This is a genomic window from Promicromonospora sp. MS192, from assembly GCF_049532985.1.
Taxonomy (GTDB): Bacteria; Actinomycetota; Actinomycetes; order Actinomycetales; family Cellulomonadaceae; genus Promicromonospora.
This window is the reverse complement of the sequence record NZ_CP186693.1, coordinates 4,359,659-4,380,270: the sequence shown is the minus strand read 5'-3', so window position 1 is coordinate 4,380,270 and position 20,612 is coordinate 4,359,659. Positions and strand designations below refer to the sequence as shown.

Sequence of the window (20,612 nt, the reverse complement as noted above, 5' to 3'; positions counted from 1 at the left end):
CACACCATAGCCCACTGTGGACAGACCACACCACGTACCATGCACCGGTGAGAACCCACGAGCGCGTCCTGGCCCGGATCGAGGAAGGCCTCGCCGCGGGCACCTGGTCCCTCGGGGACCGGCTCCCGGCCGAGCGGGCGCTCGCGGAGGAGCTGGGTGTGTCCCGCCCGTCGGTGCGCGAGGCCATCCGGATCCTGGAGGCGATGGGCATCGTGCGCACCGCCGTCGGCTCGGGTCCCGCGGCGGGCGCCACGGTGATCGACCGGCCGGCCGCGGGCCTGGGGGCGGCGGTGCGCCTGCACGTGGCGTCCGGCACCCTCCCTGTGTCCGACGTGGTGGCCACCCGCGTGCTGCTGGAGACCGGCGCGGTGCGCGACGCGGCCCGGCGGGCACCGGACGCGGCCGCCCTGGCGCCGCTGCGCGAGCACCTCGCGGCCATGGCGCGCCCCGGGATCGGCGTCGCGGAGTTCCTGGAGCGCGACCAGGACCTGCATCTCGGGCTCGCCCGGCTCGGCGGCAACCAGCTCGTCGAGGCGTTCCTGAGCGGGATGCGGGCCGCCGTCGCCTCCTACGTGACCGCGGGCGCCGAGGCGGTGCCGGACTGGCCGCGGACGGCGGCCCGGCTGTGCGCGGAGCACGAGGGGATCGTGGACGCCGTCGCGCGGCACGACGGCGAGGAGGCCGCGCGCCTGGCCCGCGAGCACATCGAGGGCTTCTACCGCGAGGCGGGCCTGGGGGAGCGCTGACGCGTCATCCGGCGTCCGAGGGCGGCCGGGTCGCCTGGACCACGGTGCGGCACGGGTCCGCGTCCGGGCCGTTGCCCAGCGCGGCCCGCTCCAGGAGCTCGCGGAGCAGGGTGCGCTGCCCGGGTTCCAGGCCCGCGAGCAGCTCGTCCTCCGCGGCGGCGACGCGGGCGTCCATCGCGGCCAGCACCTCCTGGCCGCGCTCCGTGGCCACGATGCGGCGCGCGCGCCGGTCGGCCGGGTCGCGCTGCCGTTCGACGAGGCCACAGCTCTCGAAGGCGTCCAGCAGGTAGGTCATGACGGTGCGGTCGATGCCGAGGGAGGCGGCCAGGGCGGCCTGGCTCGGCAGGTCTGCGTGCACCACCGCCGTGAGCAGCTGGTAGCCGCGCGTGCCCTGTGGCAGGTCGTCCGCCGCGGCGTCGACCCGGGCGCTCCACTCGCGCAGGAGCGACGCGAGCGACCAACCGAACAGGGAGTGCGCGCCGGTCGTCGTGGTGCCTGCCGTCGTGCTCATGGCCACATCCTACGGGAATGTGCGGTGATCCAGAAGAGTTGTGAGTAATATCGTCTGCAGCACAGACGATCTGCCGCGGATGCGGCAGCGGAGAACGAGGACGAGGGACACCGCGCGCATGACCGACTACGGGCACGACCTGCTCTTCGGTACCTTCATCACCCCCACGAACAGCGACCCCCAGGTCCCGGTGCAGCTCGCCCGGCTCTCCGAGGAGCTGGGCCTGGACCTGGTCACGTTCCAGGACCACCCCTACCAGCCGGGCTTCCTGGACACCTGGACCCTGATGTCGTGGGTGGCCGCGCAGACCGAGCGCATCCACGTGTCGGCCAACGTGCTGAACATGGGCCTGCGCCTGCCGGCCCACGTGGCACGGTCGGCCGCCTCCCTCGACCTGCTCAGCGGCGGCCGCTTCGACCTGGGCATCGGCGCGGGCGGATTCAACGACGCCGCCGTGGCGATGGGTGCGGAGCGCCGCACACCGGCCGAGAGCGTGACCGCGCTGGAGGAGGCCCTGGAGATCATCCGGGGCGTCTGGGACGCCGGTGAGCGCACCCCGCTGCGCGTCCACGGCGAGATCCACCGGGTCGACGGCGCCAAGCGCGGCCCGGCCCCGGCGCACGACATCCCGATCTGGCTCGGTGCGTACAAGAAGCGCATGCTCCGCATCACCGGTGCCCAGGCCGACGGCTGGCTGCCCTCGCTGCCCTACTTCAAGGACGGCGACCTGGCCCGCGGCAACGCGGTGATCGACGAGGCCGCGGTCGAGGCCGGGCGCTCGCCGAGCGCCGTCCGCCGGCTGCTCAACCTGGGCGGGTCCATCACCGCCCGGTCGACCGGGCAGCTGCAGGGCCCGGCCGACCAGTGGGTCGAGGAGCTGACGCGCCTGGCCCTGGAGGACGGCGTGAGCGGGTTCATCGCCACGGCCGACGACCCCGACCAGATCCGGGCCTTCGCCCTGGAGGTCGCGCCCGCCGTCCGCGAGGCGGTGGCGGCCGAGCGGAAGCGCGCCGGCACCGTGCCCGCCACGGCCCGGCGGGGCAGCGCGGCGCTGGCCGCGCGCCGGCCCGGGATCGACTACGACTCCCTGCCGCCCGAGCTGGCCGCGCGCGCCGTCGAGCCCGGTGACCGCGAGTACGGCTCGGTGCGGCACAACTACCTGCGTTCCGGCGCGCCGGGCCTGGTCCTGCGGCCGCAGGGCGTGGACGAGGTCGCCTCGGGCCTGGCCTGGGTGCAGAAGCAGGGCGTCGAGTTCGCGGTCCGGTCCGCCGGGCACGGCATCTCCGGCCGGTCCACGAACGACGGCGGCGTGGTGCTCAGCATGCGCGGTATGCGCTCGGTCGAGGTGGTCGACGAGGCCACCCGCCGCGTGCGGATCGGCGCGGGCGCCACCTGGGGCGAGGTCGCGGCCGTCCTCGCGCCGCGCGGCTGGGCGATCACCTCGGGCGACTACGGCGGTGTGGGCGTGGGCGGCCTCGGCACCACGGGCGGCATCGGGTTCCTCGGCCGGCTCCAGGGCCTGACGATCGACCACGTGGTGGCCGCCGAGGTGGTCACGGCCGACGGCCGGGTGCTGCACGCCTCGCGCGACGAGCACCCGGACCTGTTCTGGGCGCTGCGCGGCGCGGGCGGGAACATGGGCGTGGTGACCTGGCTGGAGGTCGAGGCGGGCGCCGTGGGCGACGTCGTCTTCTCGCAGATGACGCTCGACGCGACCGACACCGCGGGGCTCCTGGAGAAGTGGGGGGCCACCGTCGAGGCGGCCCCGCGCGGGCTCACGTCGTTCATGATCCTGGCCCCGGCGCGGCGCGGCCAGCCGCCGATGGCGCAGCTCCTGACCGTGTTCGCGGCCGAGGGGGCGGACGCAGACCCGGAGGAGGCCATCGCCCAGCTCGAGCTGCTCGCGGACTCCGGCCCGCTGCTCGGCCACCAGGCGCAGCTCCTGCCCTACTCGGGCGTGGTGCGGCGCGAGGACGCCCACCACTCGGGCGGGGGCGACCCCTCGGCCCGGTCCGGTCTGCTGACCCACCTGGACCAGGGCACCAGCCGGGCCGTCGAACGGCTGCTGGGCACGGGCGAGTCGTACTTCACGTCGATCCGGGCGACGGGTGGCGCGGGGAACGACGTGGCGCCCGACGCCACGGCGTACGCGCACCGGCACCAGAACTTCGCGCTCTCGGCGCTCGCCACGAACCAGGACCGGCTCAACGGGGCCTGGGACGCCGAGATCGGCCCCGTGATGGACGGTTCGTACCTGTCGTTCGACACCGACAGCCGGCCCGAGCGGCTGCTGGAGGCGTTCCCCGAGCCGACGTTCTCGCGGCTGCGTACCGTGAAGGCGGCCTACGATCCCTCCAACGTGTTCCGGACGAACTTCCCGATCCCGCCGGCAGATCCGGCCGACCCGGGTGCTGCGTCGGGACCGGCCGGGGACGGTGCCTGACCCCGGCTGTGGATAACTCCGCCCGGGTGTGGGTGGCAGCCCGTAGGTTCGATGCGTCCGGCACGGCAGGTACGGCACGGCCGGGCGTACCGACCTACTGACGATCTCTGCAGGGGGACCCATGAACCTTGTCGCCGCCTCGCGCCTGGCGCGCGAGCTGATGGACCAGCACGGCCTGAAGACCTGGACGTTCGAGTTCGACGACGCCGTCCGGCGCGCCGGGATGTGCAACTACACCAAGCGCCGCATCAGCCTGTCCGCGCCGCTCACGCGCATCCACGACGAGCCGGAGGTGCGGGACACGATCCTGCACGAGGTGGCCCACGCGCTCGCGGGCTCGACGGCGAAGCACGGTCCGGCGTGGCGTGAGGTGGCGGTGCGCATCGGCTGCTCGGGCCGGCGGTGCGTGGACCCGGCGGCGCCGTCGATCGACGGGCCCTGGGTCGGTGCCTGCCCGGCCGGGCACCGGATCACCCGGTTCCGGAGGCCGCAGGGGATCATGTCCTGCCGCGCCTGCGGGCCCCGGTTCGACCTGGCGCACCTCATCGCGTGGACGTACAAGGGTCGCAACGCGGCGATGGGCGAGCGGTACGACGCGCAGCTCCACGGGGCGTTCCGCGAGGTGGGCGAGGTCCCGGCGCCCGGGCCGGGGGCCGAGGAGCGGATCGCACGGGCCGCGCGTGCACGGGTTCCGGGACTGACCGTCGAACCCTTGGACCTCGGCGCGCTACGTTGACCCCATGGCTACGTCGCCCGCACTGACACTCCCCTCCGGCGCCGCCGGCTCCCGCATCATCGGCCTGGGTCACCACCAGCCGCCGAAGACGCTCACCAACGAGGACATCGCCCGGCTGGTCGAGACCAACGACGAGTGGATCCGGTCCCGGACCGGCATCGTCACGCGGCACGTGGCCGCCGACGACGTCACGGTCGCCGACATGGCGACGGCCGCCGCCGAGCACGCGCTCGCCGACGCGGGCGTCCCTGCCGACGCGGTGGACCTGGTGATCGTCGCGACCACCACCGCGGAGGACCGGTCGCCCAACACGGCCGGCCGCGTCGCGTACGCCCTGCGCACCGGCGTGCAGCCCGGCGCCTCCACACCCGAGGGCGAGGAGGCGCCGGACCTGCGCCACGTGGTCGGGCCGGCGGTCCTGGACATCAATGTCGCCTGCTCCGGGTTCGCGCACGGCGTGGGCCTGGCCGACCAGGCCATCCGTGCCGGCTCGGCCCGGACGGCGGTGGTGGTGGGGGCCGAGAAGCTCACCGCCTACACCGACTGGACCGACCGCTCGACGTGCATCCTCACGGCCGACGGCGCGGGTGCGGCGGTGCTCCAGGCCACCGACGTCCCCGCTGTCGGGCCGGTCGCGTGGGGTACCGAGCCGGAGCTGACGCCCGCGGTGCGGATCGAGGTGCCGGACGTGAAGTTCCAGCAGGACGGTCGTGCCGTCTTCAAGTGGGCCATCACCCGCGCGGCCGACCGCGCGCGCGAGGTGGTGGCCCGGTCGGGACTGAGCCTCGACGACATCGAGGTGCTGGTGGCCCACCAGGCCAACCTGCGGATCATCGAGCCGCTGGCCAAGGCGCTCGGGCTGGACGGCAAGGTGGTGGTCACGGACATCACCGAGTCGGGCAACACCTCGGCGGCGTCCATCCCGCTCGGTCTGTCGAAGTGGTGGCACGCCGGTCAGATCCCGGCGGGCGTCCCGGCGCTGCTGTTCGGGTTCGGCGGTGGGTTCGCGTGGGCCGGCCAGGTGGTGCTGACGCCCGAGCGCTGAGCGGTCCCCCAGGGGGCAGGGCCCGTCCGGCCACCGTCCGGACGGGCCCCGGACACCGTGGACAGCGCTTTCCCGCCGCCGGTATCGTGTCCCGCGACGTCGACGACGACCGAAGGAGCTCACCACCGATGCCCGAGCCCACCAGCGAGCCGACCAGCCGGTCGACCGCCGCGCCGACCACGGAGCCGATCACCGGCCCCACCACCGAGCCCCTGCCGCCGTCGGGCCCGCTGCCCGCCGGGCGGCGCCGCTACGCGGTGGTCGGGACCGGGCACCGCGCCTCGATGTACATCGACGCCATGATCGGCACGCACGCGCCCGACGGCGAGATCGTCGCCTGGGTGGAGCCCAACCCCGTGCGGGCCGCCGCCTACGAGGCGCGGGTCGCGGCCGCGCTGGGCGGCACCCGCCCGGTCTACCACCCGGACGACCTCGAGAAGGCGATCGCGGAGCAGTCCGTGGAGCGGGTGATCGTCACCTCGGTCGACCGCACGCACGCCGACCTGGTCACCCGCGCGCTGCGGGCCGGCACCGACGTCGTGGTCGAGAAGCCCATCGCGGCGCACCCGGACCAGGCCCGGCAGATCGTCGACGCCGTGGCCGAGACCGGCCGCGGCCTGGTCACGACGTTCAACTACCGCTACTCGCCCCGCAACAGCGCGCTGCGCGAGGTGATCGCGAGCGGTGAGATCGGCCGGGTGCTGTCGGTCCACTTCGACTGGGCCCTGGACACCGTGCACGGTGCCGACTACTTCCGCCGCTGGCACCGCGAGAAGGTGAACAACGGCGGGCTCCTGGTGCACAAGTCCAGCCACCACTTCGACCTGGTCAACTGGTGGATCGACGGTGTACCGCGACGCGTCTTCGCCACGGGCGGGCGTCGCTTCTACGGCGACGACGCCGCGCACGGCACCGACTACGAGCCCACCGCCGCCGAACGTGCGCTGAACGAGCGCGGCGTCGACCCGTGGCACCTCTCGGTGGAGCAGAACCCCTGGTTGTCCACGCTGTACGGGCCCGAGGCCCAGGCCGTCGACGGGTACGTGCGCAACCGATCGGTCTTCGACGCGGGCATCACCACCGAGGACACGCTCGGCCTGGTGGTCGAGTACGAGGGCGGCGCGCTGCTCACCTACTCCCTCACCGCGCACTCGCCCTGGGAGGGTTACCGCGTGGTGGTCAACGGCACGCGCGGCCGCGCGGAGCTGGAGGTCACGGAGCGGGGCTCGGTCGAGTTCGGCGACAACGGCGCGGCCATCCTGGACCCGAGCGCCACCGCCGTGTTCGCGCAGGACCCGGTGCGGCCCACCGGTGAGCGGCTCGTGGTGCAGCGGCACTGGGAGCGCGCCGAGGAACGGCCGATCGTGCGCGGCGGCGGCGGGCACGGCGGTGGCGATGCGCTGCTGCTGGCCGACGTGTTCCGCCCGTCGGCCACCCCGGACCCGCTGGCCCGCGCGGCCGGCTACGTCGACGGCGTTCGCGCGTCGTCGGTCGGGTACGCCGGCAACCGTTCGCTGGAGACGGGCGACCCGGTCCGTATCGAGGACCTCGACCTGGGCATCTGACCCCCGCCCGCCGAGGGAGGACGGCAGCGAGACAGAACCGCAGACGCGTTCCATCTCGCTGCCGTTCCGCCTCGGCAGGCTTCGGGGTGGGTCAGGTGAGCAGGGCGCCCGCGGCCACGAGCACCGGGACGCAGGCGGCCGTGGTCCAGACCGTGGCGCGGGCGGCCACGCCGTCGAACACGCCGTAGCGGGTCGCGTACGTCGTGACGTTCACCGCCGTGGGCAGGGCTGCCATGGTCACCACCAGAGCGAGAGCCGGTGCGTCCAGGCCGGCCGCCGTGCCGAGGGCCCAGGCCGCGAGGGGGTGCAGCACGTTGCGGACCAGCACCGCCAGCGCGATCACCCAGCCCACCACGTGCCCGCCGCGGGCGGTGGCCGCACCGAGGTCGGCGTCCGCGGGCGGCATGGGCACCGCGAGGGTCATGCCGAACGCCAGCAGGCCCAGCGGCGGGGCGGCGGCGCCGATCAGGTCGAAGGGGATGAGCACGACCTCGGGCAGGCGCGCGCCGGTCACCTCGCTGACCAGCGCCACGAGCAGGCCCGCCAGCGTGCCCAGCGTGATGGGGTTGCGGAACGCCGCGAGGAACACCTGCCCCACGGAGCGCAGCCCCCGCCCGCCCGTCGATCCTGCCGACCCTGCCGAGGCGCCCGCCCGGTCGAGCACCGAGAGGGCCAGCGGCGCGAGCACCAGGAGCTGGAAGAGCAGGGTGGGCACCACGGCCAGCGCGTCGTCGAAGAGGTACACGGCGAGCGGGATGCCGATGTTGCCGCCGTTGACGTAGACGGCGGCCAGCGTGGTCACGGCGGCGGGGCCCGCCGGCAGGCGCAGGAGCCACCGCGCCACGGCGGCCGTGACCAGGCCGAGCACGGCGGTCGTGACCCACGTGACCACGGCGCCGCGGGACAGCACGTGCGCGAGGTCCGTCGAGGCAAGGGTGCTGAACATCAGCGCCGGCGCGCAGATGGTGAACGACAGCGTGGCCAGCGTCTGCCGGGCGCCCGCCCCGCCGTCGCCCGGCGTGTCACGCGCAGGCCCTCGTGGCAGGCCGCGCCCGGCCAGCAGGCCGGTCCGCTGGATCACCCAGCCGAGCGCGACCACGCAGGCCATGGAGACGATGGCAGTCAGGACGGACAGCACCCGAGCACCATGTCATGCCCCGCGGATCGACGGCCGGCCCGTCCACGGAGCGCCCAGCTCTGTGAACGTGCGCTGCTCGCGCGCCGCCCGCTCGCACCACGCGGCGACGTCGTGCACCACCGGATGCCGTGTGTCCCCCGCGGGGTTCCCCTGGCCGACGACGCCCGGGTCAGCGGCGCCGTCGGCCCAGTCCACGAAGGTGTCCCCGATCGGAGCCGGGTCGGGCGCCGTCCGTACCGCCTCCAGGACCCGCATGAACGCGCCGGTGTCCCGTACGTCGCACAGGAGCCGCCCGCCGCCGCGGCCCGCCGGGACGCCGTCGGCGCTCTGAGCACCGCCCGCCCCGCCGCCGGCCCGCACGGCGAGCAGGTTCTCCAGCAGCCCCGTGCGCTCGTACTGCTTCTCGGCGACCACGCGTCCGGTCCGCAGCCGCACCAGGTCGTGCTCGTACTCCAGCTCGATCTGGCCCGCGGTACCCCGCACGATCACGCGGGCCGGCGTCCGTGCCGCGGCGCACAGGGTGAGCCCGAACCCGTACCGCGTGCCGTCGGTGCCCACGACCCGCAGCGACGAGGTGTCGTCCGCCTCGATCGGGTTCGCGCGCCACAGGTCGGTGTGCACGTAGGCGATGTCGGCGGTGGTGCGGGCGCCGCCCACCCAGAGGGCGGTCGCGACGGCGTGCGCGAGCGGGTTGGTCACCACGCCGTCCACCACCGCGCGGTCGCCGATGCGCCGTCGGCCCGCCCAGGGTGACCGTGCCCAGTACGCCGCCGTGCGCACCCACGTGCCCACGGCGCCGATGCCGGTGACCTGCCCGATCTCGCCCCGCGCGATCATGTCGGCGACGGCGGGCAGCGCGTGCGACCCGAACGTCTGGAACCCGACCTGGCACAGCTGCCCGGTGCGCCCGGCGACGGCGACGAGCTCCGCGTGCTCGGCCAGGGAGGCGGTGGTGGGCTTCTCCAGCAGCACGTCGATGCCCGCCTCCATCGCGGTGCGCGCGAGCGGCAGGTGCGTGTGGATCGGGGTGGAGAGCACCACGACGTCGGGCAGCGCGTCCCTGCCTGCCGACAGCAGGTCACCGAGGTTCGTGAACCACGGCGCCGCTGCGTCCGCGGGTTCGCGCGGGTCGACGACGGCGCTCAGCCGCGCCAGCCCCCGGGCCTCCAGACCGGCGACCGTGCGCAGGTGCGAACCGCCGTGGCCGTGGATGCCGACCACGGCGACCTTCGGCGGTCTCACCGGAGGCCGCCGTCCGGGACGCCGCCGTCGGTGAGGTGTGCGGCGAGTGCGGCGGCGGCGGTGCCGGTGAGTGCGCTGTCGAGCAGCACGGCGACCAGGCCGACCGACACCGAGCCGCCGTCGGGCACGAGCAGGGGCGCGTCCCAGGCCAGCGCGGGGCACGCGCCGGGGTACTCGGCGGAGCGCAGGAACCACGGGCGGACCTGGCCCGGCTGCACCAGCAGGAGCGTCGTGGACCGGCCGCCGTGCTGCTGCACGAACGCCACCCACGGCGACGTGCTGCCGTGCGCCCGGCTCTCGCCCGTGCCCGTGGCCGACAGGACGGTGGTGCTCTCGGCGATCGGGAGCCGCCAGAACAGGCCGCCGTAGCCCGCGCCCGGCCGCCCGTTGGTGGCGGGGGAGCGGATCTCCAGGGGGCCGTGATCGGCGTGCAGCGTGGAGCGCCAGTCGAGCACCCAGCCGGGCGCGGCGTCGGTCCCGGGGAGCCGGGGCAGCAGGCGGGCCGTGATGCGGCGCTCCTCGCGGAGCTGCGGGCCGCCGTGCTCGTCCGACCACAGCACGTCCTCGACGAGCGTCTCGCCGGCTCCGGCCCCGGCTTCCTCGGCGGGGCCGGTCAGGTCCGGCGCGGCCTCGACGCGGACGCCCGTCGAGGTCTGCCGCCCGTGGTTCTTCAGCAGCGTGGGGCCCACGTCCTCGATGAACGTGCGGCCGCCCCAGTGGCTGGTGCCGTTCACGTCCGGCACCGCGATGCCCACGCCGTAGTGGTGCCGGTGGTCCACGGGGCTCACGTCGGTGAGCGGCACGCCCGCCAGGGTGTGCACGGGGTGCAGGTAGGGGCGCCGGGCGTGCACCCTGGGCATCCGGTCACCCGTGTCGCGGCGGGCGAGCTCCAGGCCGTCACCGCAGGTCAGCACGACGGCGTCGCTCGACCCCGCGGGCAGCGACCACGTGGGTGCCACGGTGGGCGGCACGGTGAGGATCTCGTCGCGGCGCGGGAGCACGGCCTCCGCGCCGCCGTCGTCGGTGACGTGCACGCGCTCCGGACCCTGCGGCACGGGACCGGTGCTGCCGCGCACCTCCAGGCGGGGTGTGAACCGTGCTGAGCGTGCGGGGTGGGCGTCGTCGTCGATCACGGCGTGCAGCTCCCTCCAGGCGTGTCGGCCGAGCTCGGCCTGCGGCACCGCCACCGTCGTCAGGGCGGGTGTGGCGTAACGGGACAGCTCGATGTCGTCGAACCCGGCCACGGAGATGTCGGCGGGTACGGCGACCCCGGCCTCGTTGAGCCCGGCGAGGAGGCCGAACGCGACCAGGTCGTTGAAGGCCACCGCGGCCGTGGCCCGGGTCGCCAGCACGGCGGGCGCGGCGGCGTGGCCGGCCTGGATGTCCGGCCCGGCGGGCAGGTCGAGGATCTCCAGGTCGCCGTGCTCCGCGCGCGCCCGCGCCAGGCCGGCGCGGCGCATCTCGTCGGAGGCGCTGCGCACGGGGCCCCCGAGATACACCAGCCGCCGGTGCCCGAGCGCCACGAGGTGCTCGACCACCTGGAGCGCCGCGTCCTCGTAGTCCACGACGAGGCTGGGCGCCGCGCCGCCGGACTCGCGGTTGACCAGCACCACGGGTTCGACGTCGGCGACCAGTGCGCTCAGCTCCGCGTCGCCGATGCGGGGTGACACGAGCACGAGGGCGTCGCACCGCAGCCGGGCCTCCAGCGCGATGGCGCCCTCCTGCTGGTCGTCCTCGACCGTGTCGGCGACGAGCACGCGGTAGCCGTCCTCGGCGGCGCCGTCCATGACACCGCGCAGGATCTGCTGGAACACCGGGTTGCCGAGGTCCGGCACCACGAGCGCGACCGTCTGGGTGCGGCCCAGCGCCAGGCTGCGCGCGGCGTTGCTGGGCCGGTAGCTCAGCTCGGCCGCCGCGTCCCGCACGCGTTCCGCGATGGCGGCGTCGACGGTGCTGCGGCCGTTCATGACGCGCGAGACGGTGGCCCGGGACACCCCGGCCGCGGCCGCGACGTCACCGATCGTGGCCACGACACGGCGCTGACCTGCACGCTGACCGGTGTCCCGTGGGCTGCGGCTGACCATCTGCACTCCTTGCGTCACTGTCCGGCCCGCCGGGCGGGCTCCTGCGCCGTCCTTGGCGCGGCACCCGGCGGTACCGGTTTCCCGAGGTGACCGTACACCATGGGAAACCGGTTCCTCATGTGGTACGTTCCTCCACCAGAGACCGGTTTCTCACAGGTGAGGCCGGGGATCGACGACGATCCGGAGGACAACGCGATGCGCCACCCGACCAGCGAGCCCGGACCCTGGTGGTCCCCGCCCGTACCCCCGCCCGGCAGCGTGGGGGTGAGTCCGTGTCCGTGATCCAGGAGCTGTCCCGCACCGAGCAGAGCGTCAGCCCCCGCAAGAAGGGGGACGGGCGCTGGGCGCTGCTGTTCCTCGCCCCGTGGTTCGTGGGGCTCGTGCTCATCACGGCGGGGCCCATGGGGGCGTCGCTGTACCTGTCCTTCACCGACTACGACCTGCTCTCGGCCCCGCAGTGGATCGGCCTGGAGAACTACACGCGGATGTTCGACGACCCGCGGTTCCTCACGTCGCTCGGCGTCACGTTCACCTACGTGCTCGTGTCCGTGCCGCTGCAGCTCGCCGCGGCCCTCGGCCTGGCGCTGCTGCTCGACAAGGGCATGCGCGGGCTGGCCCTGTACCGCTCGGTGTACTACCTGCCCTCGCTGCTCGGCGGGTCGGTGGCCATCGCGATCCTGTGGCGCCAGATCTTCGGCGCGGACGGCCTGGTCAACCAAGTCCTGGCGCTCGTCGGCATCCAGGGGCAGGGCTGGGTGTCGCACCCCGACTACGCCCTGGGCACCCTCATGGCGCTCAACGTCTGGACGTTCGGCGCGCCCATGGTGATCTTCCTGGCGGGCCTGCGGCAGATCCCGCAGATGTACTACGAGGCCGCCGCGATCGACGGTGCGGGACGGTGGCGGCAGTTCCGGTCCATCACGCTGCCGCTGCTCACGCCGATCGTCTTCTTCAACCTCGTGCTGCAGCTCATCGAGGCGTTCCAGTCGTTCACGCGGGCGTTCGTCGTCAGCGGCGGCAACGGCGGCCCGTCCGACTCGACGCTGCTCTACACGCTGTACCTCTACCTCAAGGGGTTCGGCTCCCTCGACATGGGCTACGCGTCGGCGATGGCCTGGTTCCTGCTGCTGATCATCGGCGGCATGACGGTCGTCAACTTCCTCGCCTCCAAGTACTGGGTCTTCTACGATGACTGACGCCTCGACGACACAGACCGCTCCGACGGCGCCGGCCCCGGCGTCGTCGTCCCGCACGGCGGCCCGGCGGGGCGAACCCGCCCCGGTCGCCGTCCGCCCCCGAGGCCGCCGCGTGCGGGCCCGGCTCGGCAGCGTGCTCAAGCACGCGGGCCTGATCGCCTTCGGGTTCGTGATGCTGTACCCGCTGCTGTGGATGGTGGCCAGCTCGTTCAAGCCGAACGCGCTGATCTTCCGCGAGCCGGGCCTCATCCCCACCGACATCGACCTGTCCAACTACACGGACGGGTGGAACGCGCTGCTGCACCCGTTCAGCCACTACCTGATCAACTCGGCGCTCGTGGTGCTCGGGTCGCTGCTCGGCAACCTGCTGTCGTGCTCGATGGCGGCCTACGCGTTCGCCCGGCTGGAGTTCCGGGGCCGGCGGCTGTGGTTCGCGGTCATGCTGATGTCGATCATGCTGCCGATCCACGTGGTGATCGTGCCGCAGTACGTGCTGTTCTCCCAGCTCGAGTGGATCAACACGTTCCTGCCGCTGATCGTGCCCAAGCTGCTGGCCACCGACGCGTTCTTCATCTTCCTCATGGTCCAGTTCTTCCGCGGCATCCCGCGCGAGCTGGACGAGGCCGCGACGCTGGACGGCTGCAACCACCTGCGCATCTACCTGCAGATCATGCTGCCGCTGTCGCTCCCGGCCCTCGCCACCACGGCGATCTTCACGTTCATCTGGACCTGGAACGACTTCTTCAGCCAGCTCATCTTCCTCACCCGGCCGGAGATGTACACCGTGCCGATCGCCCTGCGCACGTTCGTCGACTCCACGGGCGAGAGCTCGTGGGGATCGCTGTTCGCGATGTCGATCGTGTCCCTGATCCCCGTCTTCATCGCCTTCCTGTTCGGACAGAAGTACCTGGTCAAGGGCATTGCGACCACCGGAATCAAGTAGCTCCACCGCGATGAGACAACGACGTCACCGAAGGAGAAGCACATGAGCATCACCCGTACCGGACGCCCTGCGCGACGCGGCAGGAGGATGACGTCCTCGGCCGCAGGCATCGCGGCCGTCGCCCTGACCCTCGCGGCCTGCGGGGGCGGCGACTCGGGCATCGGCGGAGGCGGCGACGACGCCCCGGCCGCTGCCGAGGAGTGCCCCTGCGAGATCCGGTTCGCGTGGTGGGGCTCCGACACCCGCCACGAGTCGACGCAGCAGATCATCGAGGCCTTCGAGGCCGAGAACCCGGACATCACCGTGGTCCCCGACTTCACCGACTGGGACGGCTACTGGGACAAGCTCGCCACCTCGGTGGCCGCGGGCGACACCCCCGACGTCATCACCCAGGAGGAGCGCTACATCTCCGACTACTCGACCAAGAACGTGCTGGCCGACCTGGGCACGCTCGACATCGACACCTCGAAGGTGGACGACGGCGTCCTGGCGGGCGGGCAGATCGAGGGCACGCAGTACGGCATCCCGACCGGCATCAACGCCTACGCGCTCGTGGCCGACCCGGAGATCTTCGCCGACGCCGGCGTCGACGTGCCGGACGACAGCACCTGGACGTGGGAGGACTACGTGACCACCGCGAACGCCGTCGCCGACGGTGCGGGCGACGGCGTCTGGGGCACGCAGGACTACGGCTTCAACGAGGCCGGCCTCAACGTGCTGGCGCGCCAGCGCGGCGAGACCCTGTTCACGCCGGACGGCGAGCTCGGTGTCTCCGAGGAGACCGTCGCGGACTTCTTCCAGGTCTCGCTCGACCTCATGGCGGGCGGTGGTCAGCCGGACGCCGCCCGCACCGTCGAGTACCAGGCGGCCGGGCCGGAGGGCGGCCTGCTCGGCACCAACCAGGGGGCCATGGGGGTCTGGTGGACCAACCAGCTCGGCGCGCTGACCGAGTCGTCGGGTCACGAGCTCGAGCTGTTGCGCCTGCCCGGCGAGACCGAGGGGGAGCGCACCGGTATGTACTACAAGCCGGCCATGTTCTACTCGGTCTCCGCGGACACCGAGTACCCGGAGGCGTCCGCGAAGTTCGTGGACTTCATGCTGAACTCCGAGGAGGCCGCGAAGATCATGCTGACCGACCGCGGCCTGCCGGCGAACACCGACGTGCGCGAGGCGATCCTGGGCGACCTGTCGCCCACCGACCAGAAGATGGCCGACTTCATGGCGGACATCGAGGACGAGATCGTCGACACCCCGCCCGTCCCGCCGCACGGCTCGGCCGAGCTCGCCGACATCATGGAGCGCATCAACACGGAGGTCCTCTTCGAGCGCCTCACCCCGCAGGAGGCGGCCACCCAGTTCACGGAAGAGGTCACGGCGGCCATCTCGAACTGACCGACGTCGAGTGCGGGATCTTCGCCCTGGCAGAGCCTCTGCGAGGGCGAAGATCCGCACTCGACGTCGTCTCGGTAGGATGAAACGGTTCAACTGGAGGTCTCACGTGTCACAGGAACTGCTCGTGCTGCGGGACGGGGACGACGTCGCCGTCGCCACGCGGGACCTGAGCCCGGGCGAGACGCCCGAGGCTCCCGGGACCGGTCCGGTCGACGTCCGCCAGGCGGTGCCGCGCGGGCACAAGGTCGCGCTGCGGGCCTTGTCCGCGGGCGGCCCGGTGCGCAAGTACGGGCAGGTCATCGGGGTGGCCACCGCCGACATCGCGGTCGGCGACCACGTGCACTCCCACAACCTCGGGTTCGAGGAGGCCCAGCGGGAGGCGCCGCTGGGCGGCACGCACACGCACCTCCCGGTGCCCGACGACGAGCCCCGGCCCACCTTCCGCGGCTACCGCCGGGCCGACGGCCGCGTGGGGACCCGGAACTTCGTCGCGATCCTGACCAGCGTGAACTGCTCGGCCTCGACGGCGAAGATGATCGCCGACCAGTTCCGCGGCGCGGCGCTGGACGAGTTCGAGAACGTGGACGGCGTGATCGCCCTGACCCACACCTCGGGCTGCGGCCTGGTCCCAGACTCCGAGGGCGGGCAGATCCTGCTGCGCACCCTGCGCGGGTACGCCGCGCACCCGAACGTCGCGGGCCTGCTGGTGGTCGGGCTGGGCTGCGAGATGGTGCCGGGCGCCGCGCTGTCGGCCCGCTCGGGCCAGGCCGCCGACCTGGGGATGCCCGGGATCGGTGCCCCCGACGAGCGACGGTCCGGGCTGCTCGCGGCCATCCCGGACGACACCGTGGTGCGCTCCCTGACCATCCAGGAGGCCGGCGGCGTGCGGGCCTCGGTGCGGGCCGGCGTCGCCGCCGTCCGCGAGATGCTGCCTCTGGTCAACCAGCGCGAACGCGTCGAGTGCGACGTGTCCGAGCTGGTGCTCGCGCTGAACTGCGGCGGGTCGGACGGCTACTCCGGCATCACCGCGAACCCGGCCCTGGGCTGGGCCTCGGACCGCCTGGTCGCCTACGGCGCGACGTCGGTGCTGGCCGAGACTCCCGAGGTCTACGGCGCGGAGCACCTGCTCACCGCACGGGCGACCGAACCCGCCGTGGCGAAGAAGCTGCTGGACCGGATCGACTGGTGGCGCGGCTACGTCGCCGCGGGCGGCGGCACCCTGGACAACAACCCCTCACCGGGCAACAAGGCCGGCGGGCTGACCACCATCCTGGAGAAGTCCCTCGGGGCGGTGGCCAAGGGCGGGCAGGCCGACCTGGGCGCCGTGTACGAGTACGCCGAGCCGATCACGGAGACCGGGTTCGGCTTCATGGACACCCCGGGCTACGACCCGGTGTCCGTGACGGGCCTGGTCGCGGGCGGCGCGAACGTCGTCGTCTTCACCACCGGACGCGGGTCGGTGTTCGGGTGCCGCCCGACGCCGTCCATCAAGGTGGCCACCAACACCCCGATGTACTCGGTGATGTCGCAGGACATGGACATCAACGCGGGCGTGGTCGTGGACGGCACCGCGACCGTCGCCGAGGTGGGCCGGCAGATCTTCGACCGCGTCCTCGCCGTCGCCTCGGGGGAGCAGACGGTCAGCGAGGAGCTGGAGATCGGCGCCGAGGAGTTCATCCCCTGGCACATCGGCGCGGTCACCTGACGGCTGCCGCGGCCCCCTGGAGACGACCATGCACCTGCTGCCAGGCAGGTCCTGGTTCTGGCAGCAGGTGCATGGTCGTCCGGGCAGGGTCGTCCGGGCAGGGTCAGGGGTAGCTCACCACCTTCGCCGGGATCGTCTCCGTGCCCGCCGCGCGCGGGCCGACGCCGTTGATCACGTGCTCGTACGTGCCCACCCCGCCCAGCGACACGGTGAGCAGCGAGTGCATCCGCACGCCCGGCGTGACCGGCACCTCGAACCCGTTGTCCGAGGTGATCGACGCGTCCGAGGTGAACACGCAGTACGACCCCAGCCCCCACGCCTCGTGCTGCGTCACGCCGTCCGCGACCTTGTACGCCGCCCAGCCCCGGATGCCGTCGTGGTTCCACGCGGCCTGGTTCGGCGGGTCGTACGGCAGCTCGTTCTGGTAGAAGATCGTGCGGCCGCGCTCCCCGGTCCACAGGGTGTTGTACTCCTGGTAGTGCTCGACGAAGAGCCCGTACCCGTCCACGTCGTCGCCGGTGACCACGAGCCCGTTGCGCGCGGTGTTCACGTCCCAGCCGACGCCGTCGCCGTGGTCGCCGCGCCAGGACCAGATGTGGTCCACGATCGTGTCGTCCGCGTTCACCACGATCGCCTGGTCCACGCGCCCGGCGTGCGCGCCGCCCACGCGGACGAACACGTCGTGCAGCGAGATCGGGTCGTCGGCGTGGTCCGCCGTCGACCCCGCCGTGCCTACGGTGAGCATGGACGGCGACTCGGCCGCGCCGGCGTCGAAGAGCACGCCCGCCACGCGCACGCCGTCCACGTCACCCACCCGCATCGCCGTCTGCCCGGCCGTCGGCACGATCGTGGCGTACCCGAGCCCGAGCACCACGGTGTCGGCCCGGTCCACCTCGATGGTCCCGGTGGTCTCGTAGACGCCCGGCGTGAGCAGCAGGTGCAGCCCCTGGTCGAGCGCCTGGTTGATCCGCTCCGCGGGGTCGCCGGGCCGGGCCACGTAGAACTGGTCCAGCGGGATCGAGGTGCCCGACGTCGTCCCGCCGTCCCAGGTCGCGCCCCGCGTGCCGTCCCGGTGTGCCGGCACGAACACCGCGTAGTCGTCCCCGTCGAGGTACAGGTACGGCTTCTCGCGGATGACGCCGGTGGTGTCCAGGGTGGTCACCGCGGGTTCGGGGAACGACGTCGGCGGGGCGTTCTCGGTGCCGGAGAACACCATGTTCCACAGCGTCCCGGCCCAGCCGCCCGTGAGCGTCGAGTCGCGGGTGTACCACTGCTGCTGCGTCCACGCGCGGACCTGCCCGTCGACCACGGAGTCGGCGATGTACCCGCCCGACGCCCAGCCGTACCGCGACGAGTGCAGCATGAGGTTGCCCTTGACGTGCACGCGCCGCATGGGCGCCGCCTGCGACACGGCCCACCGCATGTCCCCGCCCGACGGCGTCACGGCCAGGTTCTCGACCGACCGCCAGAAGTTCTGCGTGGCGTTGCCCTCGAACCACTCGGCGTCGGCCCAGACACCGCCCGTGATGTTCACGTCGTCGGGCCTCGTCCCCAGGCCGGAGATCGAGGTGTGGAAACCGGAGTTGACGTGAACCGGGTAGGTGCCGGGCTCGAACAGGAACTGGTGCCGCCCGTCGCCGAACTGGTCCGCCTCCTGCTGGTCGTAGACGGCGTCGACCGCCGCCTGGACCTGGGCCGTCGGCGTGTCCGGGCCGAAGACCTGCACGTTCGGGCCCAGGTCGCCGCCGCCCGGGATCGGGTCGCCCGGCGTCGTGCCGCCGTCGCCCGTGAACACCCGCAGCTCCCACAGCGAGTAGCCGTACCCCGTGCCGCGCGCGGTGCCGGTGAGCCGTACGTACCGGCCCGACCCCGTGACCTCCAGCGACTGGTTGCCGCCGGTCCCGTTCGTGACCGTCGTCAGGGTGCGCCACGCGGAGCCGTCGTCCGAGGCCTCGATCCGGAACCCCTTGCCGTACGCGGCCTCCCAGGACAGGTCGACCCGGCACAGGTCCTGCACGGAACCGAGGTCCACGCGGATCCACTGCGGGTCGCTGAACTCGCTGGCCCAGCGGGTACCGGGGTCGCCGTCCACGGCCGACGCCGCGCCGAACGGACCCTCCGTCGACGATGCCGTCGCCGGCCGCCCGAGCGCCACGTTCGTGCTCCCGCAGGCGGCAGCTGCCGCCTGGTCCGGCCCTGACGCCGGGACCGACGCCGGGACGGGTGCCTGGACCGACGCCGGGACGGGTGCCTGGACCGACGCCGGGACGGGTGCCTGGACCGACGCCGACGCCGGGACCGACACCGGGACCGACGCCGACGCCGGCCGCGCCGTCGTCCCGGGAACCGGCGCGGCCGCCGCCGTCAGCGGGGCCGCGACGCACGCCGCGACCGCCGCGGCAGCCAGCCAGGCCCGTGTGCCGGCCCCGTGCACACCGCTGGGGACGGCCCTCACGACGCCACCTCCTCACGCGCTGCCGTGGTCTCGGGCACCAGCTCGTAGTTCTCGTCGAGCACGGTGCCCCGGTGCGGCTTGTACAGGTCGTAGCCCCGCGGGTTGCACTGGAGGCCGCCGTTGATGCAGTGCTCCACCAGCCGGCGCAGCACCTCGGGGTCCCAGGCGTTGACGAAGTCGTAGTGCCACGACTGGTCCGACCCGCTCACCAGCGCGACGTCGGACATGTCACCGCTGACCGGCCACGCGATCTTGAACTCCAGCATCGGCACCGCGACGGGGTGGCTCATCGGGCACTGGCCCGCCACGGGGTACGTCATGTGCGAGCCGTGGCCCATGTGCGCCGACTCCTCCGGCGTCAGGTGCATCCCGTCCCAGCAGCTCGGCGCCTGGTACCGGATGTTGAGCTGCGTCCCCTCGGGGCAGTACGCCGGGATCTCCCAGCTCTTGGAGATGTCGCCGCACTCCCAGCCCTCGACGGCGCCCGGCGCGGTGCGGAACTCGTCCACCGTCGCCATCATGTCGCCGGTCACGAACTGGAGCCCCTCCGGGAACGGCACCACGTCGCGGTAGTCGTCGATCCCCGACTTGTAGTAGACGGTCAGCGGGATGTTCGGCTCGACCGGCACGCCCGCCTTGGTGATGGCCGGGAACCAGTACGCGGAGTGGTCCTGGGGCACCGTGCAGGTGCTCTCCGGCATCGCGTGCAGGCTCGTCGGCGTGGTGAACGCGTCCGTCGACCGGTTGCCGATGAACGTGTGCAGGTGCGACCGGCCCGGCTGGTTCGGGTAGACGATCGAGTCGTCCGGCAGGAAGTGCGAGAAGGTGCAGTTCGCCTGGAACTCGTGGTGGGTCACCTCGTCGCCGGGGAACGGCGGCGGGTCCTCCGGCCCGCCCGCCTCGCCGTCGCCGAACACCTGGAACTCCAGGAGCGAGTAGCCGTAGCCGGTGCCGCGGGCCGTGCCGACGAGCTGCACGTAGCGGCCGGTCGCGGCGATGTCGTAGACCTCCGTGCCGCCGGTCCCGGCACCCTCGGTGACGACGGTGGTCCAGTCGGCGCCGTCGGCCGAGACCTGGAGCGTGAACGCCGCGCCGTACGCGGCCTCCCACTCCAGGGCGACGTGGTCCAGGGCGTAGGACTGCCCCAGGTCGATCCGGATCCACTCGTCGTCCGTGGGGGCGCTGGCCCAGCGGGTGGACCGGTCGCCGTCCACCGCGAAGCGCGGGCCGAGGCCCGCGGACTCCGAGCTGGACGCGGCCGTGAGCGCGCCCTGCGAGAGCAGGGTGTTCGGCTCGGCGACGGCGGTGGTGGCGCCGATCGTGCCCGCCGCGCTCAGGGTCGAGGCGAGCAGGGCCGTGGCGAGTGCGCCCGCGAGCACGCGGGGTCTGCTGAGGGTCGTGCGCATGGTTC

At 73.3% G+C, this 20,612-nt stretch carries 15 protein-coding genes; 9 read left to right on the top strand and 6 right to left on the bottom strand.

Translation table 11 applies throughout. The features are described 5' to 3' along the window. The first annotated feature begins 47 nt into the window (after window positions 1-47). Window positions 48-746 carry a FadR/GntR family transcriptional regulator gene (locus ACO229_RS19600; protein WP_397433267.1) on the top strand — a complete coding sequence of 233 codons (699 nt, stop codon included), beginning with the start codon at window positions 48-50 and terminating at the stop codon, window positions 744-746. A gap of 4 nt (window positions 747-750) precedes the next feature. Here the strand turns inward: ACO229_RS19600 and ACO229_RS19595 are convergent, their stop codons facing one another. Continuing rightward, window positions 751-1,257, bottom strand: coding sequence for a MarR family winged helix-turn-helix transcriptional regulator (locus ACO229_RS19595; protein ID WP_397412933.1), 507 nt, complete (start codon window positions 1,255-1,257; stop codon window positions 751-753). Between the two features lie 118 nt (window positions 1,258-1,375). On the opposite strand from ACO229_RS19595, the gene ACO229_RS19590 reads away from it, so the two are divergent. The 4 genes from ACO229_RS19590 (at window position 1,376) to ACO229_RS19575 (ending at window position 7,046) form a co-directional block, all read left to right on the top strand. Beyond that, window positions 1,376-3,700 carry an LLM class flavin-dependent oxidoreductase gene (locus tag ACO229_RS19590; RefSeq protein ID WP_423462526.1) on the top strand — a complete coding sequence of 775 codons (2,325 nt, stop codon included), beginning with the start codon at window positions 1,376-1,378 and terminating at the stop codon, window positions 3,698-3,700. Window positions 3,701-3,821: 121 nt separating this feature from the next. Continuing rightward, entirely contained in the window at window positions 3,822-4,436 is a 615-nt protein-coding gene (locus tag ACO229_RS19585; RefSeq protein ID WP_423462525.1) for a SprT-like domain-containing protein, read from the top strand. Window positions 4,437-4,440: 4 nt separating this feature from the next. After that, window positions 4,441-5,481 (top strand): 3-oxoacyl-[acyl-carrier-protein] synthase III C-terminal domain-containing protein, encoded by a 1,041-nt coding sequence (locus ACO229_RS19580; protein WP_397433270.1) that lies wholly within the window; start codon window positions 4,441-4,443, stop codon window positions 5,479-5,481. A 128-nt stretch (window positions 5,482-5,609) separates the two neighbouring features. Next, a complete protein-coding gene (locus ACO229_RS19575) occupies window positions 5,610-7,046 on the top strand; it encodes a Gfo/Idh/MocA family oxidoreductase (RefSeq protein ID WP_423462524.1) in 1,437 nt (478 codons plus the stop codon). A gap of 91 nt (window positions 7,047-7,137) precedes the next feature. On the opposite strand, the gene ACO229_RS19570 is transcribed toward ACO229_RS19575, so the two are convergent. From ACO229_RS19570 to ACO229_RS19560, 3 genes are read right to left on the bottom strand one after another with little or no spacing between them, the layout of a single operon-like run. Next, the gene (locus tag ACO229_RS19570) at window positions 7,138-8,184 is read right to left on the bottom strand and encodes an AEC family transporter (protein WP_397433272.1); all 1,047 of its coding nucleotides are present in this window, start codon (window positions 8,182-8,184) and stop codon (window positions 7,138-7,140) included. 12 nt (window positions 8,185-8,196) lie between these two features. Then, window positions 8,197-9,426 carry a Gfo/Idh/MocA family protein gene (locus tag ACO229_RS19565; RefSeq protein WP_423462523.1) on the bottom strand — a complete coding sequence of 410 codons (1,230 nt, stop codon included), beginning with the start codon at window positions 9,424-9,426 and terminating at the stop codon, window positions 8,197-8,199. Further along, window positions 9,423-11,510 (bottom strand): DUF6807 family protein, encoded by a 2,088-nt coding sequence (locus ACO229_RS19560; protein WP_397433275.1) that lies wholly within the window; start codon window positions 11,508-11,510, stop codon window positions 9,423-9,425. The genes ACO229_RS19565 and ACO229_RS19560 overlap by 4 nt, the downstream gene beginning before the upstream one ends. A 290-nt stretch (window positions 11,511-11,800) precedes the next feature. Here ACO229_RS19560 and ACO229_RS19555 point away from each other — a divergent pair, with 290 nt between their 5' ends. From ACO229_RS19555 to ACO229_RS19540, 4 genes are all read left to right on the top strand, one after another. After that, window positions 11,801-12,706, top strand: coding sequence for a carbohydrate ABC transporter permease (locus ACO229_RS19555; RefSeq protein WP_397413058.1), 906 nt, complete (start codon window positions 11,801-11,803; stop codon window positions 12,704-12,706). Beyond that, on the top strand, window positions 12,699-13,649 hold the full coding sequence (locus ACO229_RS19550; RefSeq protein WP_397433277.1) for a carbohydrate ABC transporter permease: 951 nt from the start codon (window positions 12,699-12,701) through the stop codon (window positions 13,647-13,649). Before ACO229_RS19555 ends, ACO229_RS19550 begins: the two co-directional genes overlap by 8 nt. Before the next feature lie 42 nt (window positions 13,650-13,691). After that, on the top strand, window positions 13,692-15,041 hold the full coding sequence (locus ACO229_RS19545) for an ABC transporter substrate-binding protein (RefSeq protein WP_423462522.1): 1,350 nt from the start codon (window positions 13,692-13,694) through the stop codon (window positions 15,039-15,041). Between the two features lie 106 nt (window positions 15,042-15,147). Continuing rightward, window positions 15,148-16,746, top strand: a complete 1,599-nt coding sequence (locus tag ACO229_RS19540; protein ID WP_423462521.1) for a UxaA family hydrolase — start codon at window positions 15,148-15,150, stop codon at window positions 16,744-16,746. Window positions 16,747-16,849: 103 nt separating this feature from the next. Here the strand turns inward: ACO229_RS19540 and ACO229_RS19535 are convergent, their stop codons facing one another. Both ACO229_RS19535 and ACO229_RS19530 read right to left on the bottom strand, forming a co-directional pair. Next, window positions 16,850-19,201 (bottom strand): discoidin domain-containing protein, encoded by a 2,352-nt coding sequence (locus ACO229_RS19535; protein WP_423462520.1) that lies wholly within the window; start codon window positions 19,199-19,201, stop codon window positions 16,850-16,852. Next, complete coding sequence (locus tag ACO229_RS19530; protein WP_423462519.1) at window positions 19,198-20,607, bottom strand: DUF1996 domain-containing protein; 1,410 nt, start codon at window positions 20,605-20,607, stop codon at window positions 19,198-19,200. Before ACO229_RS19530 ends, ACO229_RS19535 begins: the two co-directional genes overlap by 4 nt. Window positions 20,608-20,612 lie beyond the last annotated feature (5 nt).

Excerpts from the sequence above, each read along its gene's own strand:
- ACO229_RS19595 (WP_397412933.1), bottom strand. The coding sequence starts at position 1,257 with ATGAGCACGACGGCAGGCACCACGACGACCGGCGCGCACTCCCTGTTC.
- ACO229_RS19590 (WP_423462526.1), top strand. The coding sequence starts at position 1,376 with ATGACCGACTACGGGCACGACCTGCTCTTCGGTACCTTCATCACCCCC.
- ACO229_RS19585 (WP_423462525.1), top strand. The coding sequence starts at position 3,822 with ATGAACCTTGTCGCCGCCTCGCGCCTGGCGCGCGAGCTGATGGACCAG.
- ACO229_RS19580 (WP_397433270.1), top strand. The coding sequence starts at position 4,441 with ATGGCTACGTCGCCCGCACTGACACTCCCCTCCGGCGCCGCCGGCTCC.
- ACO229_RS19575 (WP_423462524.1), top strand. The coding sequence starts at position 5,610 with ATGCCCGAGCCCACCAGCGAGCCGACCAGCCGGTCGACCGCCGCGCCG.
- ACO229_RS19560 (WP_397433275.1), bottom strand. The coding sequence starts at position 11,510 with ATGGTCAGCCGCAGCCCACGGGACACCGGTCAGCGTGCAGGTCAGCGC.
- ACO229_RS19550 (WP_397433277.1), top strand. The coding sequence starts at position 12,699 with ATGACTGACGCCTCGACGACACAGACCGCTCCGACGGCGCCGGCCCCG.
- ACO229_RS19545 (WP_423462522.1), top strand. The coding sequence starts at position 13,692 with ATGAGCATCACCCGTACCGGACGCCCTGCGCGACGCGGCAGGAGGATG.
- ACO229_RS19530 (WP_423462519.1), bottom strand. The coding sequence starts at position 20,607 with ATGCGCACGACCCTCAGCAGACCCCGCGTGCTCGCGGGCGCACTCGCC.